Origin of the sequence: Novosphingobium album (ex Hu et al. 2023) (genome assembly GCF_022832385.1) — a bacterium.
GTDB classification, from domain to species: Bacteria; Pseudomonadota; Alphaproteobacteria; order Sphingomonadales; family Sphingomonadaceae; genus Novosphingobium; species Novosphingobium album.
Genome location: NZ_JALHLE010000003.1, coordinates 68,582 through 86,130 on the forward strand (window position 1 = coordinate 68,582; position 17,549 = coordinate 86,130).

Annotated in this window: 13 protein-coding genes and 2 tRNA genes; 5 read left to right on the plus strand and 10 right to left on the minus strand. The window is 63.0% G+C overall.

Annotated elements, in window-relative coordinates:
* Positions 1–2: 2 nt before the first annotated feature.
* Positions 3–1,052: a YihY/virulence factor BrkB family protein gene (locus tag MTR64_RS02545; RefSeq protein WP_243990391.1), complete on the minus strand. Its 1,050-nt coding sequence runs from the start codon at positions 1,050–1,052 to the stop codon at positions 3–5.
* A 104-nt stretch (positions 1,053–1,156) separates the two neighbouring features.
* On the opposite strand from MTR64_RS02545, the gene MTR64_RS02550 reads away from it, so the two are divergent.
* The 3 genes from MTR64_RS02550 to MTR64_RS02560 are packed head-to-tail and all read left to right on the plus strand — an operon-like array spanning position 1,157 to position 7,898.
* Positions 1,157–3,457: an autotransporter assembly complex protein TamA gene (locus tag MTR64_RS02550; RefSeq protein WP_243990400.1), complete on the plus strand. Its 2,301-nt coding sequence runs from the start codon at positions 1,157–1,159 to the stop codon at positions 3,455–3,457.
* A complete protein-coding gene (locus tag MTR64_RS02555; protein ID WP_243990409.1) occupies positions 3,457–7,713 on the plus strand; it encodes a translocation/assembly module TamB domain-containing protein in 4,257 nt (1,418 codons plus the stop codon). The genes MTR64_RS02550 and MTR64_RS02555 overlap by 1 nt, the downstream gene beginning before the upstream one ends.
* Positions 7,713–7,898: a hypothetical protein gene (locus tag MTR64_RS02560; protein WP_243990411.1), complete on the plus strand. Its 186-nt coding sequence runs from the start codon at positions 7,713–7,715 to the stop codon at positions 7,896–7,898. Before MTR64_RS02555 ends, MTR64_RS02560 begins: the two co-directional genes overlap by 1 nt.
* A gap of 31 nt (positions 7,899–7,929) precedes the next feature.
* Here MTR64_RS02560 and MTR64_RS02565 read toward each other — a convergent pair.
* From MTR64_RS02565 to MTR64_RS02595, 7 genes are all read right to left on the minus strand, one after another.
* Positions 7,930–8,005: transfer RNA gene (locus MTR64_RS02565), tRNA-Lys, on the minus strand.
* A gap of 25 nt (positions 8,006–8,030) precedes the next feature.
* Positions 8,031–8,106, minus strand: a tRNA-Lys gene (locus MTR64_RS02570).
* A gap of 103 nt (positions 8,107–8,209) precedes the next feature.
* A complete protein-coding gene (gene rodA / locus MTR64_RS02575; protein WP_243990699.1) occupies positions 8,210–9,322 on the minus strand; it encodes a rod shape-determining protein RodA in 1,113 nt (370 codons plus the stop codon).
* A complete protein-coding gene (gene mrdA, locus MTR64_RS02580) occupies positions 9,322–11,442 on the minus strand; it encodes a penicillin-binding protein 2 (protein ID WP_243990419.1) in 2,121 nt (706 codons plus the stop codon). Before mrdA ends, rodA begins: the two co-directional genes overlap by 1 nt.
* Positions 11,439–11,987 carry a rod shape-determining protein MreD gene (locus MTR64_RS02585; protein WP_243990420.1) on the minus strand — a complete coding sequence of 183 codons (549 nt, stop codon included), beginning with the start codon at positions 11,985–11,987 and terminating at the stop codon, positions 11,439–11,441. The genes mrdA and MTR64_RS02585 overlap by 4 nt, the downstream gene beginning before the upstream one ends.
* A gap of 2 nt (positions 11,988–11,989) precedes the next feature.
* Positions 11,990–12,874, minus strand: coding sequence for a rod shape-determining protein MreC (gene mreC, locus MTR64_RS02590; protein WP_243990421.1), 885 nt, complete (start codon positions 12,872–12,874; stop codon positions 11,990–11,992).
* A 68-nt stretch (positions 12,875–12,942) separates the two neighbouring features.
* Positions 12,943–13,989, minus strand: coding sequence for a rod shape-determining protein (locus MTR64_RS02595; protein WP_243990422.1), 1,047 nt, complete (start codon positions 13,987–13,989; stop codon positions 12,943–12,945).
* A 185-nt stretch (positions 13,990–14,174) separates the two neighbouring features.
* Between MTR64_RS02595 and mutL the strand changes: the two genes are divergently transcribed.
* Positions 14,175–15,998: a DNA mismatch repair endonuclease MutL gene (mutL, locus tag MTR64_RS02600; RefSeq protein WP_243990423.1), complete on the plus strand. Its 1,824-nt coding sequence runs from the start codon at positions 14,175–14,177 to the stop codon at positions 15,996–15,998.
* Entirely contained in the window at positions 15,998–16,504 is a 507-nt protein-coding gene (locus MTR64_RS02605; RefSeq protein WP_243990425.1) for a hypothetical protein, read from the plus strand. Before mutL ends, MTR64_RS02605 begins: the two co-directional genes overlap by 1 nt.
* Here the strand turns inward: MTR64_RS02605 and MTR64_RS02610 are convergent.
* A complete protein-coding gene (locus tag MTR64_RS02610; RefSeq protein ID WP_419144906.1) occupies positions 16,444–16,674 on the minus strand; it encodes an alkaline phosphatase family protein in 231 nt (76 codons plus the stop codon). The genes MTR64_RS02605 and MTR64_RS02610 overlap by 61 nt on opposite strands.
* Positions 16,675–16,721: 47 nt before the next feature.
* Positions 16,722–17,465, minus strand: coding sequence for a MauE/DoxX family redox-associated membrane protein (locus MTR64_RS02615; protein ID WP_243990428.1), 744 nt, complete (start codon positions 17,463–17,465; stop codon positions 16,722–16,724).
* Positions 17,466–17,549 lie beyond the last annotated feature (84 nt).

Below are 17,549 nucleotides of genomic sequence, written 5' to 3' on the forward strand. Positions count from 1 at the left end.
AGTCAGGGCACCCCCGCTCTCTGGCGCGCGACTGCTGCCCGGCTACGCTTGTTCTGTTCCAGCTGCTCGAGCGACGGCACTGCTTGTTCGATGACATCGGCGAGCACTGCACCGCGCTCGCCGGGCGGGCGCTCGGGCCCCACTGTCGTATCGCAATGGACCTGCCGCTCGATCTCAGCATTCAGAAGCGCGCCTAGCAGAACGCCATAGGCCGAAAGGTACATCCACATCAGAAACACGACCACTGCGGACAATGATCCGTAGGTGGCGTTGTAGTCGCTGATATAGGCTACATAGAGCGAGAAGCCGAACGAAATGGCGATCCACAGCAACGTGGCCAGAAGAGATCCCGGTGTCAGCCAGCGCCACTTGGCGGGGCGGCGGTCCGGGCCATAGCGCATGATCAGCGCGAACCCCGCGCTACCCAGGCAGATCGCGGCGATCCACGTCAGTGACTTGAACAGCATCTGGGAAGATGCGCCGAGATAGACACTCGCATGCGTCTGGAGCCACGCGAAGACACCGCCAGACACAACACCGGTAAGCGCTACCAGAATCGTGGCGACCGTCAGTGCGGCCTGACGCAGCGACAACGCGATCGTTCCGCGTGTCTCGTGTTCGTCGTTGATGATGTTGAGGGCACTGATCATGCCGCTGGCGGCCCGCATTCCGCCGAAGATCGCGAAGAACAGCGCGATCGCCAAAGCGAGTCCGGTCACGCCCGAGCTGGTGGAGACGATACGGATCAATTGCCCTTCCAGCAGGTGGGTCGCTTCGGGAGGAAGGACTCGCGCCAGTTTCTCCATCTGCTTGCCAACCGTATCGGTATCGCCGATTAGCCCATAGATCATCACGGTGGCTGCGATGAGTGGCGTAAGTGCCAGAAAAGTGTAGAAGGCTAAGCCCGCAGCCAGCAGACCCAGTTCGTGAAAACCCGTCATCACCCAGACACGTTTAAGCACTGTACGCCACGCGGGCCAGGGCATCGCCCATGGCGACGTTGCAGTGGCGCCGGGAGGCGGTTCGCAGGCCGGGGCGTCGCTTTTCGGCATGGACCGGAGTCTGCACGGGAACTTTGCGTGTTGCAATGCGATAGCGATGTTCAGGAAGGATCGTGTCGTCCGGTCTCGCTAAGGGGTGATTCGCAGCGTTTCTCATGTCTCGGTTAGTTGATCGTCCAGCCTTTTGCGGCCTTCGGTACCGGCGAGAGGCCGGACTGCTGGCCCTTTCCGCAGTCCTTGCGTCTTCAGCTTCGCCAGTGCTTGCGCAAGGCACGCCTTCCGCGCCCGGCGTGGATGCGGAGAATGCCAACGCCAGCGAAGAGCAGCTCTCAGCCGGCCATGTTGCCGTGCCTGCGCCACCGGCCGATGCAACACTCCCCGAAGTTGAGCCGGTCATATCGGACAAGGAATTCAACGCGTCCGTGCCCACGCTTGATGCGCAGGATGACCCGGAACTCGACAAACCGCTGGAATCGCTCGAATCCTTCGAACGAAGGCTGGCGGCGGAACAATCGGGCGCTACTCCCGAAGAGGGGCAGTCGCCGCCGCTCGGTGATGCCTCGCTGGCCGATGGGGATGCCGCAGAGGAAATCGGCGATGCCCCCGTCACCGACACCGAGCTTGCGGCACCGTTGCCATCGCTCGACACGTTCGAAGTTACCCCGGTCCAGTTTGCTGAAGACGAGTCCACTGACGAGAAGGAAGTGGAAGTCGCCTATTCGGTAGATCTGGAAGGGCTGGAAGAAGCCGACAAGCAGACTGATGTAAGCCTTAAGGGGGAGTTCAATTCGTTTTCCGCGCTCAAACAGGGCGATGGGAAAGCCGCCAACACGGCGATGGTACGGGCACGGCTGAACGAGGACAGCCAGCTTCTCCAAACGATCCTTGCTTCGGAGGGCTGGTATTCGCCGGTCGTACGTTCGCGTCTCACGCCATCGCGCGACAAGGACCGCAAGGGGCTTGTCGCACTGCTTTCGGTCAAGCCAGGCAAGCGTTACGTCTTCTCGGACATCGTCATCGAGGCTGCCCCGACCGAGCCGCCTGACCTGATCCGGAACAATCTCGCGCTGAAAACCGGCGGCCCCATCATCGCCGACCGCGTGCAGGGCGCAGAAGCGCAAGTCGCGGTGGCTCTGCCCGAAAATGGCTATCCTTTCGCCGAAGTGGGAGAACGCGACATTCTGCTCGACCGGGACACCGGAGAAGGTGTCTACAAGCTGCCGGTTGCTGTTGGGCCACGCGGACGGTTCGACAGTTTCACCACCGACGGCAGCCTGGCGTTCAGCGCTGACCACATCCACGTTCTCTCGCGGTTCAAGCAGGGCGAGCTCTATGACAGCCGCAAGGTAGATGATCTGCGCAAGGCACTGATCGCCACCAATCTTTTTCGCGCCGTCTCGGTCGCACCACAGCGCAACGGTGAGACGCAAGGCGACGGGACCGAGTATGTCACGCTCCATGTACAACAGGAAGCCGGGCCGCCGCGCACGATTGCTGGCTCGGTAGGCTACGCTGCGGGCGAAGGCATTAGCGCGCAGGCATCCTGGACCCACCGCAACCTGTTCCCGCCGGAAGGCGCGCTGATAGCCAGTGCTACCGCCGGTACGCAACAACAGGGGGCAGGCGTCACGTTCCGGCGTTCGAACGCAGGCAAGCGTGACCGGACGTTCGAGGCAACAGCCGAGGCCTTCCACAACGACTACGATGCCTACAGTGCCTACACGGGACGGCTGGCGGCCCGCATCAGCCGCGATTCCACACCGCTTTGGCAAAAGCGCTACACCTATGCCTATGGCGTCGAACTGCTGGCAACCGCTGAAACCGACTACGATGCCGGGACCGGCGAGCGGAAACGTCACACCTACTATGTGGCCGGGCTCAACGGGCAGCTGGGCTTTGACACGACGGACGACCTGCTCAATCCCGCCAAGGGCTTTCGCGTGACGGCTCTGGTTCAACCTGAAACGACCATCGACGGGGGCTTCAATCCCTATGTCCGGGCCCGGTTCGACACATCGACCTACTACGCGGTCAGCGACAGCCTGGTTCTCGCAGGCCGCATCCGGTTGGGAACTATCCAGGGAACCGGCCTGTTCGATATCGCGCCGTCGCGGCGGCTCTACGCGGGTGGCGGCGGCTCAGTGCGCGGCTATGCCTATCAGGGCCTTGGCGAGCAGGCACCCGACGGCAAGCCGGTGGGCGGGCGCAGCCTCAACGAAGGCTCGTTCGAGGCGCGTTACCGTTTCGGCAACTATGGCGTCGTGGCGTTTGTCGACGCGGGGCAGGCCTACCGCGAGACGATGCCGCAGTTCTCTGACATGCGATATGGCGTAGGTCTCGGCGGCCGGTTCTACACCAATTTCGGACCGATCCGCCTCGACGTGGCAACGCCCATCAACCGGCGGTCGGGTGAATCGCTGATCAATGTCTACGTCTCGATCGGGCAAGCGTTCTGATGACGGACGAGGACAGCATCCCGGTAACGGCTCAAAGCGATGACACCGCCGGTCCGGATTCGGCGACTCCCACACTTTGGCAACGCGCCAAGGTCCGCGCATTGAAGACGGTAATCCTGGCCGTGCTCGGCCTCACCGGACTTGTTATTGCGGTGATATTCGGGATCGACACCGGTCCGGGGCATCGCTTCGTAGCGAACCAGATCGCCGCGCTCAAGTTCGAGAACGGCATGCGCATTACGGTGGGCAGGATCGAGGGATCGCTTTACGGCAAGATGACGCTCCACGATCTGTCGGTACGCGATACCAAGGGGGAATTTCTCTTTTCACCCGAGATCGACGTGGACTGGCGGCCTTTCGCCTATCTCGACGACCATGTCGATGTGCGCAGCGCCATTGCCCAGCGCATGATTCTGCGCCGGGTGCCGGAGTTCAAGGAGACACCACCCAGCGACGAGCCGCTACTGCCGGACATCGACATCGATGTAGGCACGTTGCGCATCGGCCGCTTCATTGCCGAACCTCCCGTTTCCGGCGAGCGCCGCATCGTAACGATCGATGGCAGTGCCCATATCGCGGATGGCCGCGCTCAGGTGAAAGCGAAGGGCGGCACAATCGCGATCGAAGGCAGGGAAGGCGGCGATGCCTTTACGCTCGATCTCGATGCCGTGCCTGCGAAGAACCGCCTGGCTATCGATCTCGACATGGACGCGCCCACTGGCGGCCTCATCGCGTCGCTTGGCGGGCTGAAACAGCCGCTCAAGCTCAAGGTCGGCGGAAAGGGTGACTGGACCGCATGGAACGGGGCCCTGAATGCCGATCTGGGGCAAGGGGAACTGGCCCGGCTCAACCTGACCGCACGCAACGGCACCTTTGCCATCAACGGCCCCACACGCATTGCCCTGCTGTTCAGCGGGCCGACCGCAAACCTGCTGGGGCCGGTGACGCACGTCGACGTTTCGGCCGAGCTGGACCAGCGGCGCGCGAAACTGACGGGCATGATCGAAAGCGATGCGTTCAACCTAACGCCGACCGGCACGATCGATCTGGGCAAGAACCGGTTTGAGCAGCTCCAGCTTGCCTTCGAACTGCTCAAGCCGTCGGCGCTGGCCGAGAACCTGAGCGGCGCAGGCCTGCGCGCGCTGGCAACGCTCGATGGCGCATTCGCCACTCCGGCCATCGCCTATCAGATCAGCGCGCGGCAGATCGTCATGAACGGCATGGGGCTGGAGAACCTTGCCGCGAGCGGAGCTGCCAAGGTCGATGCCGGTCACATCATGATCCCCGTGGCCGCGAAAGTGCAGCGGGTGACCGGGCTGGATACAGTGGCAGGCGGCACGCTGCCCAATGTCACCCTGAATGGCGATCTCGCGATAGAGGGATCCCGGATCCTGTCGGACAACATGCGGCTCAGGTCCGACAGGATCGATGCCGGACTGATCCTGGTGGCCGACGTGAGCAAGGGCCTCTACACCGGCGCCATCGACGGCAGCATAGACAACTACCGGCTCGCCGGCGTCGGCATCTTCAATATCCGCACCAACATGGACCTGAAGACGGAAACCGGCGGCTTCATCCTGCAGGGTTCCGTAAAGGCCAAATCGACAAAACTGCTCAACGACAGTCTCCAGAGCTATCTCGGCGGCAATTTTGCCGCGTCGAGCGACGTCCGTTACGGGCCGGATGCCGTGGTGCGCTTCTCCGGCCTTCGCCTGACGGCGCCCGATCTGAGGATCACGGACGGAGACGGCCTCTGGGCCCCGGACGGGCGCATCGCGCTGAATGCGGACGGGGCATCCGAGCGCTACGGCGCTATCGGCGTGCGGGTGGCAGGCACGATCCGTGATCCCGACGCGCATGTGACCGCAGAGCATCCGGGGCTGGGCATAGGGCTGGCGAATGTCGACGCCCGCGTCACCGGCGCGGAGGGTGGCTACCGCCTGGCCCTGACCAGCCACACCGACTACGGGCCGTTAAAGGCAGATGTCACGCTGGGCATCGGCAAGGCCACCGCCGTAGCGATCAACGATGCCAATCTGTCCGGCGTTCGCTTTGCCGGAAACCTTGTCCAGACACCTTCCGGGCCTTTCTCGGGAAAATTGACGGCCGATGGCAACGGCGTAGGGGGCGTGCTCGACCTTGACGCGGAGGGCGAATACCAGGCCGTCAATTTCCATCTGCGCGCGAACGACGCGGTATTCGACGGGCCGGCCAAACTGACGATCGGTTCGGCGATCATCGACGGGCGTGCGGTCCTGTATGACCGGCCTCTGATCGTGACCGACGCGCAGCTTGCGGGTACGCAACTGGGCTCGTTCGACCTGGCGGCAGGCCGCGTGCTCGTCGACTATCGTGACGGGCGTGGAAAGGCCAAGGCACTGGTCGAAGGCGTGAGCGGTGTACCATTCCGGCTCGGCATCAATGCGGACCTGACACCGGACATCTGGCGGGTGGCATTGCGCGGCCGCATGCGTGGCCAGACGATCAAGACGGAAAGCCCCGCGCGCATCGTTCCAAAGGCTGGCGGCTATGAACTGCTGCCTACCGGGATTTCCATCGGCGGCGGCACTGCCAGGGTCGCCGGGCGCTATGGGCCGGGAATGAAGCTCCAGAGCCGCCTGGAAAGCATCGACATGGCACTCGTGAACGCTTTCATGCCGGGATACGGGATAGGCGGAAAGGCCAGCGGCAGTCTCGATTTCGAGCAGACCGGTCCGTCCGCATTCCCGCGTGCCGACGCGCGGCTAACAATCAGTGATTTCACCCGGACCAGCGCCAGCACAGTCAGCCAGCCCGTCGACGTCAACTTCGTGGGCAAGCTGTTGCCCGACGGCGGAGAAGCGCGCGCCGTCATCCGCCGACGCGGATCGGTGATCGGGCGCCTTGTCGCCAGCCTACGGCCTTTGCCTTCGGGGACTGGCGCCTGGACGGCCCGGCTGATGCAGGCACCGCTGGGGGGCGGTATTCGCTACAATGGTCCTGCCGATACGCTTTTTTCCTTTGCCGGGCAGGGCGGGCAGACACTGTCCGGCTCGATCGGACTTGCAGCGGACTTCTCGTGCCGGGTGTCCGATCCCTGCCTCAACGGCGTCGTGCGAGGCAGAGAGATGGCCTATGAAAACCTGGCCTACGGAACCCGCCTCACAAGCATGGATCTTGCCGGAAAGTTCACCGGCGATTCGCTGGACATCACTTCGTTGACGGCCAAGGCAGGCAGCGGCTCGCTCAGCGCCAGCGGCCAGGTCAGCCTCGCCGCAGCGGCGGGGTATCCAACGGACATTTCCGTGACGTTGAACAATGCCCGCCTGGCGCGGAGCAATGCGCTTGCGGCAACGGCCATCGGCACGCTGCATCTCACCAAGACCGCTGGCCAGCCGGCTCTGCTCAGCGGAGATTTGAAGCTTCCCGAGACCCGCTATCAGATCGTGCGCGAAGGGGCCGCACAAGTGCCGCGCCTCGCCGGTGTGCATTTCAAGCCGAGCCGGGGCATCACGCGCGTTACAGGCGACGAAGTCGCGCCAGCCTTCTCCAGCGTCTTTGCGCTGCTGCGCCTCGACCTGAACCTCAGGGCACCGGAAAAGCTCTACGTATCGGGCATGGGGCTGGAATCGGAATGGAGCGCGAGGTTCCACCTGGGCGGAACCAGCGCGGAGCCTGTCATGACGGGTCAGGTGAACAGCATCCGCGGCACGCTGGGTTTTGCCGGGCATTCCTTCAAGATCGAGCAGGGCCTGATCACATTCACCGGCGGGAAGACCATCGATCCGACAGTAGCGATCACCGCCACTGATACGATCGAGGACGTGGACGTCAGTGTGGTCGTCTCCGGGCAGGCGATGAATCCGCAGGTTTCCTTCAGTTCCTCGCCATCGCTTCCGGACGACGAAGTGCTTTCGCGCATTCTGTTCGGCAGTTCGGTGGCCAATCTTTCGGCAATCCAGGCGGTGCAACTCGCCAGTTCACTCAACTCGCTGCGCGGAACAGGGGGAGGCCTCAACCCGCTGGGCAAGCTGCGCTCGGCCGCCGGTATCGATCGCCTGCGCATTCTCGGCGCGGATGAGGCTTCGGGGCGCGGCACCGCTCTGGCCGCGGGGCATTACCTGACCGACGACATCTACGTCGAGCTGATTACCGATGCCCGTGGCTTCACCGCGACGCAGCTGGAAGTCAGCGTCACGAAATGGCTTTCCGTCCTCAGCCAGGCCGGTGGCTCGGGCGCCAATAGCGTCAACGTTCAGATCAAGAAGAACTACTGATGAAGCGCCGGACAATCCTTGTGCTGCTGGTCCTCACGGCAAGCGGCTGTAGCCAGCGTCAGCCCGGTTTCGACGAACGGTACGACGCCGCAAGCGCAAAAATCGGCAAGATGGCAGAGGATATCGACGCCCGCGTTTCAGCCAGCGAAATGCCTCAGGATGAAGCCACGTCGGCGGATCACTGATCCGTTCGATTTTCCGATTTGATTGGGGATGTGGTGGACGCACTAGGGCTCGAACCTAGGACCCGCTGATTAAGAGTCAGCTGCTCTACCAACTGAGCTATGCGTCCCCACGAGTACCGCGGGAGGAAGGCTTGGTGGACGCACTAGGGCTCGAACCTAGGACCCGCTGATTAAGAGTCAGCTGCTCTACCAACTGAGCTATGCGTCCACGCTGCCTGTCCGGTAAGGGCCTTGCGGCCCCGCCGATTCGGCGGCGGAGCGGCTCCTATAACGTATGTTCCGGGCATTGGAAGGGGAAACTTGAAGGAAATTCAGGAGAATGTCGCCGGCCTTTGATTCCAGCGGTTTACCGCCATCATGATGCCAACGCAGATCATGTTGGTGAGCATCGAAGTACCGCCATGGCTCATGAAGGGCAGGGGGATTCCCACAACCGGCGCAAGGCCCATCACCATCATCAGGTTGATCGCGACGTAGAAGAACACCGTAGCCGCCATGCCCGCCGCCAGCAGGCTGGAGAAGCGGTCAGGGGAATTGCGGGCAACGTTCATGCCCCAGTTCAGCAACACGCCGAACACGAACAGCACGAACAGACCGCCGACGAAGCCCCATTCCTCCGCCATGGTCGCAAAGACGAAATCGGTGTGAGCCTCGGGCAGGTACTGGAGGTGGCTCTGGGTGCCGTTGCCAAAGCCCTTGCCGAATACACCGCCGGAGCCAATCGCGATCTTGGACTGGGTGATGTGATAGCCGGTGCCCAACGGGTCGCTTTCCGGGTCCAGGAAAGTCAGGACGCGATTGCGCTGATAATCGTGCAGAAGCGTGAAGAACGCGACTGGAATTGCGATAATTGCTGCTGCGCCGGCGCTCAGGAACCACCACAGGGGAAGTCCGGCGAGGAACATCGTGACCGCTCCGCCGAAACAGATTGCCAGCGCTGTTCCCAGATCGGGCTGGAGAACCACCAATCCGGCGGGGATGCCGATCAGCACACCGGCGGGCACCAGGCCCCGCCAACTCCCGGTCATGGGCGGTGGCAAGGTCTCGTAGAACCTGGCGAGCACCAGAACGATCGCAGGCTTCATCAGTTCGGATGGCTGCAGCGTCATGAAGCCGAGGTTGAGCCAGCGCTGGCTGCCGCCGCCGACGGCGCCAATCAGTTCAACCAGAACCAGCAGCGCAACGATACCGCCGTAGATGGGATAGGCCGCCATACGGAAGAAGTTCCGGCTCATCCGGGAAATGACGATAGCCATTACCAGGAAGACCCCGAAACGGATCACGTGGCTGAGCGCATAGGGATGCAGGTGCCCGCCAGCGGCCGAATACAGGACTGCCGCGCCCAGTGAAATGAGACCGAACAGCGGAATCAGCATCTGCCATGGCTGAGCAGCGACGACTTCGGGGATGATGGACCTGCTCATCATGGATTGCCGCCTGACGTGGCCGATGCGGCCTGACCGTTCGCAGTCGAAGCCTCGCCCCCCGCATCGGCCCCGCCGGGCGCACCTGCCGCTTCCCCTCCGACTGCTTCCTGACGGCTGCCCGGCTCAGCGGGCGCCTGTGTCGCGTTTGAAGCCGGCTCCGCGTCCTGTGCCTTTCTGGCTTTCTCGATTTCCTCCTCGGCAGACACCTTCGGCGCACCAACGCCGTATTGCGCGACATATTGCCGGTACCGCGCGTCGAGACGTTCCTGCGCAGTGCCTCCCCAGCCCTTTTCCATTGCCAGCAGCGTATCCCAGGCCTTCCCGGGATCGAACAGGTAGGTCATCACGTCCTTTGCAATCGGAGCCGCCGCGCTGGCGCCGAATCCGCCGTGTTCCACGACCACGGACATGGCATAGCGGGGGGAGTCAGTCGGAGCATAACAGATGAAATGCGAGTGATCGCGGGATTTCCAGTCAGCCACATGCCCGCGCGAAATCATTCTGCGCACCTGTGCGGTCCCGGTCTTGCCGGCCATCAAGACACCGTTGATGTCAATCCGGCTGCCTCGCCCGGTACCCGAGCCATTGACGACGTTGAACATTCCATCGTGGACGACGGCCAGTTGTTCCGGGGTGAACGGCAACGCCGGTCCGAATGGCTTGGGCTGCCCGTAGAGCAGCGAGGGCTGGAGATTGTGTCCGCTGGCGATGCGCGACGTCATCACCGCCATCTGGAAAGGCGAGACCGAGACGTAGCCCTGACCGATCGAGGCATTCAGCGAATCAGCCGCTGTCCATTCCTGATGATATCGGCGCATCTTCCAGGCAGCGTCTGGAATGGTGCCATAACGTTGCTGCGCGACCGGGATATCGAATTCCTGGCCCAGCCCGAGCAACCGCGCAACCGGCGCGATGGTATCGTAGCCGACCCGATGCACCATGCTCCAGAAATAGGTGTTGCAGCTGCGTTCAATCGCTGAGCGCATGTCCACCGAGCCGTGCACCGCGTCACAACGGAAAAAACGCCGGCCGAGCCGATAGCCGCCCGGACAGTTGACCCGTTCATCGGGAGAGACGCCATGAAGCTGGAACGCGAGGGCGGCCATCGGCTTCATTGTCGACCCGGGAGGATACAGGCCGCGCAGGGCCTTGTTCAGCAACGGGATGTGGTCATCCTCGTTGAGCATCTTCCATTCGAGACGGCCGATCCCGTCGGCAAAACTGTTCGGATCGAACGCCGGCATCGAGCAAAGTGCCAGGATGCCGCCGGTCTGGCAGTCGATCACGACAACGGCGGCAGACTGGAGGCCGATCCGCCGTGCGGCGTAGTCCTGCAGCCCGCCGTCGATCGTCAGCTTGATCGATTGGCCAGGCGTATCCTCGCGCGTTTCCAGTTCGCGCACGATGCGGCCGGAGGCGGTGACTTCCACTCGCCGTGCACCGGGCTTTCCGCGCAGTTCCTTTTCGAACACCTTTTCAAGGCCGTCCTTGCCGACCTTGTAGCCAGGTGTGATCAGCAATGGATCGTGATCTTTCTGATATTCCTCAGCCGAAGCAGGACCGACATAGCCGATCAGATGCGCAACCGACGGACCGTTCGGGTAGTACCGCGAAAAGCCCCGCTGAGTGACGATGCCCGGCAGGTCGGGCAAACGCACGCTCACGGCAGCGAAGCGCTCCCACTCGAGGCCTGAGGCAACTTCGACGGCAGCAAAACCGCGAGCCTTGTCGATCTTGTCTTCGAGATCCTGCCGCTGGACGGCATCGAGCTGGAGCAATTGCTCTACAGCGGCGATTTCCTGTTCAACATTCTTCATCCGTGCCGGGATGGCATCGACACGGAAATCCGCATGGTTGGAAGCCAGCGGTGTGCCATGCCGGTCGAGAATCCAGCCCCGGCGCGGCGGAATGAGCGAAAGATTGACTCGGTTGCTTTCGGCTTCGAGCTTGTATTTCTCGTTCTCGAAGACAGCGAGATAGCCCATGCGCGCGGCCAGCAGCATGCCGATGCCACCCTGCACCGATCCGACCACCAGACTGCGCCGGTCAAAGCTGTTGCGCAGAGTGGCGGAGGTCGTGTGGATTTGGGGTAGCAGACGCCGGAATGAAATCTTCATTGCACGACCATGATGGGCGTCAGCCGGAAGCGGTCAACAACGGCGACGAGGCGTCCGACCAGAGGATAGGAAAGCACGGAAATCACGACTTGCGGCAGGATAATCCCCACATGAGCGCCCGCACCCGCCAGGTTGACCAGCACCAGGCATGCAACGATATAGGTGACGATCAGGCCGATCGCCACCAGCCATTCGGTGAGAAAGCTGCGCCAGGGCACGCGCGCCTCGATCAGTTCGAGTACGATGGCCGCGAGTGACCACAAGAGCACGGCAGCGCCGAAAGGCTGGCCCGAGAACAAATCGTCGAACAGACCAAGTGGGAGGCCGGACCAGATCGGCAACAGACCCGGCCGCAGTTGCCGCCAGGACAGGAACAGCAGGAATCCCAGCGGGGGCAGCACCGGAGCCGAGGCAATCATCAGCCAGCCGGGCACGAGCGAACCGACCAGAATGGTCAGCCAGGGCAGGGTAAACGCCAGCAGCGGCGAGGGCGCGCGGTTGATGTTCCGCCGGGCCGGTCCGCCGCTGCGCGATCGCTTGGGCACGGTCAGCGCCCTCCGGATTCGATATTGGCAGGCGGCGGAGGTTCCTGCGGCGCCCAGGTGTGCTCGATCATCACGAAATCGGTGTCCGAAGGATTGGCAAGCACGCGCGCGATGGCCCCGTCGCGCAGGATCTTGGTCAGGATGACCATCGGTGTGCCGGGGCGATACAGCCCACCGGACCCCGACGAGACCATCACGTCACCTGTCTTCAGCGGATTGATCCCGAGATTGATCAGACGGACGCGCACGGTACCATCGCCATTCCCCTGAGCAAACGCGGGTACACCATCAGTAGCCCGGCGTACCGGCACCAGGCTTTCGGTGTCGGTGATCAGCAGCACGCGTGCGCTCGACGAACCCACTTCCATGACGCGGCCGATCAGGCCCTCTGGCGAACGCACCGGCATGCCTTTGGCCAGGCCGTCCTTGCGTCCGGCGCTGATGATCGCGAAGCGTCGCGCGCTGGCGCTCGTCGACCGCGTAAGTCGCGCGAAAGCCACCGGGGCGCTTCCAGCCTCCTTCAATCGCAGAAGAGACTTGAGCCTGCGGTTTTCCGCTTCGGTCGCCTTGGCTTCAACCAGCCGCACTTTCGCCTCGGCGAGCTCGCGTTCGAGCCGGGCCTGTTCTCGTCCGGATACAAAGAAACCACCGATACTGGCCCACACGTGCCTGCCATAGGAACGCCCGGCGGCCGTGACTTCTCCGGCCGGTTGAGTCGCATCGACCGCAACGCCGCGCAACCCTGAGAAAGCGCCAGGATTGAGGATGGAAACGACAAGCAGGATAAGCCCCACCACTACGACAACGCCGCCTGCAGTGTAGCTGAAGAACGTCGAGTACTGCGCTCTGCGGGAAAATCCGGAGCGCCGATTTGCAGGCGGTGCCATGCGCCATGCACTCCTGTATTCCGGGCGGCGGTCCCTGCCGGGGCTGGCGCCGCCCCCTTAGCGACCTGTCAGGCGGACATCAGCACGCCGCGATACACCGGATCTTCCATGGCGCGGCCAGTACCCAGCGCAACGCAGGACAGCGGATCTTCGGCGACGCTCACGGGCAGGCCGGTTTCCTCACGCAAGTAGTCGTCGAGGCCCTGGATGAGCGCGCCGCCGCCAGTGAGCACGATACCCTGGTCGACGATGTCGGCAGCCAGTTCGGGCGCCGTATTTTCCAGCGCGATACGCACGCCTTCGATGATCGCACCGATCGGTTCGGCAAGGGCTTCGGCGACGTTCGCCTGATTGATCGTGATTTCCTTGGGCACGCCGTTCACAAGGTCGCGGCCCTTGATATGGATAATCTCGCCAATGCCGTCCTCGGGGATTACGGCGATTCCGTAGTCCTTCTTGATGCGCTCTGCGGTGGCATCGCCGATCAGCAGGTTGTGGTGACGGCGGACATAGGACACGATCGCTTCGTCCATCTTGTCGCCGCCGACGCGCACCGAAGTGGTATAGGCAAGGCCACGCAGCGAAAGCACCGCGACTTCGGTAGTACCGCCGCCGATGTCGACGACCATCGAGCCGACCGGTTCGGTGACAGGCATGTCGGCGCCAATCGCGGCGGCCATCGGTTCGAGGATCAGGTAGACCTGGCTGGCGCCGGCGTTGCTGGCCGCGTCGCGGATCGCGCGACGTTCGACCGAAGTCGAACCCGAGGGCACGCAGATCACGATTTCCGGGTAACGGAACAGGTTCTTCTTGCCGTGCACCTTGCGGATGAAGTGCTTGATCATTTCTTCCGCGATTTCGATGTCGGCAATGACCCCGTCGCGCAGCGGGCGGATCGCCTCGATGTTGTCGGGCGTCTTGCCCATCATCATCTTGGCGTCGTCGCCGACGGCCTTGACCTTCTTGATGCCGTTCAGTGTTTCGATGGCCACCACCGAAGGTTCATTAAGAACGATTCCGCGATCCTGAACATAGACGAGCGTATTGGCGGTCCCAAGGTCGATCGCCATGTTCTGGGAGCCGAGTTTGAAGAATCGCGAGAAGGGGCCGGCCATTTAAAATCCGTCATTTTTCCAGTCTCTTGCCCGAGAATCCTCGGAACCGTCGACAGGCAGGTTGGCATGGAAGGGCACCCCTTAGCCCATCGATTCGCGAAACGCCAAAATTTTGTGTCGATTTCCGGTGGGTTTCCGCTGGCATCCGTCTCGAATTGAAGCCGTTTCACCGCTAGGGTTTGCCCATGCCCACCATTCGCCGCCTGCCAGAACACCTCGTAAACCGCATTGCCGCGGGTGAAGTGGTCGAGCGCCCTGCCTCCGCACTCAAGGAAATCGTGGAAAATGCGATCGATGCGGGCGCCACGCAAGTGACTGTGCGCCTCGCTTCCGGCGGCCTCGACATGATCGAGGTGACCGATGATGGCTGTGGCATGCGGCCTGACGAAATCGCGCTGGCGCTGGAACGGCACGCGACATCGAAGCTTCCGGACGAACATATCGAGCAAGTCGTGACGCTCGGCTTTCGCGGCGAGGCCCTGCCTTCGATCGGTTCGGTGGCACGCCTGACGATTGAAAGCCGTCCGCACGACGCGGGAGAGGGCTGGAAGCGGGTGACTGATCATGGCGAAGTCACCGCCGATGGTCCCGCCGCATTGCCGCCGGGAACCCGCATCCGGGTGGAAAACCTGTTCGGCAAGGTCCCGGCGCGGCGCAAATTCCTGCGATCGCCGCGTTCGGAATACGCGGCCTGTCAGGACGTCGTGCGCCGTCTGGCGATGGCGCGCCCTGATGTCGGATTCGTGCTGGAACATGACGGGCGCCGGGTTATGGCGGTGCAGCCGCGCGAGGAACTGGCTGCACGCGTCGCCCGACTCGTCGCCCGTGAACTGGCAGACGACGGTGTGGTCATCGAAGCGGAGCGAGGCAGCGCGCGGCTGACTGGCGTCGCGGGCTTGCCCACCTTCAACCGGGGCGTGGCCGATCACCAGTACCTGTTCGTCAACGGTCGTCCGGTGAAGGACCGCGTGCTTGTCGGCGCGGTGCGCGGCGCCTACGCCGACATGCTTGCGCGCGACCGGCATGCCGTGCTGGCGCTGTTCCTGGACATTCCGCCAGAGGAAGTGGACGTCAACGTGCATCCGGCCAAGACCGAAGTGCGCTTCCGCGATCCCGCCTTCATTCGCGGCTTCCTGATCGGCGCGTTGCGCCATGCGCTGGAAGGGGCAGGGCAGCGCAGCGCCCAGCCGCCGTCCGCCAGCGCCATGGGCAACTGGCAGGTCGAGCCGGCCGCGCCCGCGGCGACAGCGCCCGCACCGGCGCTGGGATCACTCTTCGCGCGGCAATACGCGGCACCGCAAACACGCATTCCGCCCGCCCGCGTCTCCGAGGCAGGCTCGGCTTGGCGGTCCTACGAAGCCGAAGTCATGGCCGAGCCGTCGGCCCGCGCGGAAGCAGCGCCGGACGAACCCGAAGAGGCCCTGCATTATCCCTTGGGCGTGGCACGCGGGCAGGTTTCCGGCACTTATATCGTGGCCGAAGCGGACGACGGGCTGGTCATCGTTGACCAGCACGCCGCACACGAAAGGCTCGTTCTCGAACGGCTCAAGGCGGCAGGGGCCGGAGACGCCGTAGCGCGTTCACAGGCCCTGCTGCTTCCCGAAGTCGTGGAACTGGAAGAGATCGCCTGCGACTCGCTGGAAGACAAGCTTGAGGATCTGGCCAGGTTCGGCCTTGCCCTCGAACGGTTCGGCCCGGCTGCCATGCTGGTGCGTGCAGTACCTTCGGTGCTGGGCAAGAGTGACGTCCATGCGCTGGTGCGCGATATTGCCGACGATCTGGCACGCAATGGCGATGCTTTGCTGCTCGGCGAAAAGCTCGATCTGGTGCTGGCGACAATGGCCTGCCACGGTTCGGTCCGGGCCGGACGCTCGCTCTCGGTCGCCGAGATGAATGCGCTCCTGCGCGAAATGGAACGCACACCGCGCTCCGGCCAATGCAACCATGGCCGCCCCACATGGGTTAAACTTGCCCACCAGGACATCGAGAAACTTTTCGGGCGAAAGTGATGCAACGGACAAAACTGAAGCTGTTGCTTCCTGCCATTGCGGCCGGTGCGATCCTGACCGGCTGCGCGGAGAAGGATCCCGCCACACAAGCCTCCGAGGACGCCCGCGATGTCGCGATGGCAGAGCGCATGAGCCGGGTTCCCGTCCAGCCTGTCGTGCCGGAGCCGCTCACGGCGGACCTGATCACCCGCTATGGCCTTGATCGCGCCAGGTGTTCGTTCCGGAAGAGCAAAACGGGCGAGCCGCTGTTCCTGGCCAGCACGCAGGAGGGCTTCCTGAGCCTGTCTGGCGAACTTGCCCGCATGGCGGCCAGAACCGGCAGCGGTGAACTGCTGGGCGGTGCGCGTGCTGCTTATACGGGGCTATCAAACTGGGTGGATTTCATGGCCCTGCCGGAGACGGGGGACAAGCCAGGGCCGGACCGCTGGCCGGTGCGGATGATCATTCACGATTCGCAGGACCGCATTGTCTTCACCGCCGACGGCGTGATGTCCTGCGCCGAATGAGTGTCGGTCAGTGCCGAGAGGTTGGGCGTTACCCCCCGGTCAAGATAATCAGCGCGAAACCCATCGATGGACACCAGGATGACGACCTGCGTGCGGGCTGGTCCGGCCGCAGCGGGAACAGCGGACAATAGCGAGAGCAGCGCGGCGAGCAGCAAATGGATTCGGCCCATGGCGTTCTCTTGCTCCAGACGCGTGACTATTTGAAGTCGTTGGAAAATCAGTTACCCACGATGAGCATCCAAAGCCCCATGCCGATCATGAAGAGGTTCTCTGTCATCGAGACGAAGCCCAACAGCACTTTGCCAGAAGCCCCCACGCAGGCGCATTCGAGTTGCCGCTTCTGGACATAGACCGCGTAACAGACCGATGCAGCTCCCACTGTGCCGATAAACAGCGCGATCGGGATCGAGACCCATGGCAGCACATGCGCCGTCATCAGGGCACCGGCGCTCCATTCCAGAAATGGATAGGCATAAGCGTAAGGGACCCAGCGCTGCGCCAGCAGGTCATAGCCCAGGAACATGATCGAGAACTGCTCGATGTCCTGCAACTTGAGCATCGCCAGCAGCATCATGGTGATCGAGACGAACCACCCCGCCGCCATGATGGACAGCGGCGTGTCCAGCACGGCCCAACTAGCCCCCAGCGCAATCAGCGCAGCCGTCAGAAATACGCAGAGGACCGGCGTGTAGCTGGTCCTAGCGGAATCCTCTTCCAGCCCGAAGAAGCGCCTCAAGTCCTCATAACCGCCAATCCTCTGGCCCGCGATGAAGGTCTGCGGAGTCGCGTCCACCCCGTGCGCAGCCTTGAAGGCTTCCACGTCATCACGGGTGGTCAGGCGCTGGTCCTCGATCGCGTAGCCCCTGCGCTTCAGCAGGTCCTTCGATTTCAGGCCATAGGGGCACACATGCTTCTCCATCACCATGCGATAGAGAACGGCATTCTGATTGGGATCGGTCATTGGGCAGGCAAATCAGGTAACAGCAAATTCCCTCATTGCTTGCCCAACGCCGCAGGACGGATTTGGTGCCCGATAATCCGGTAA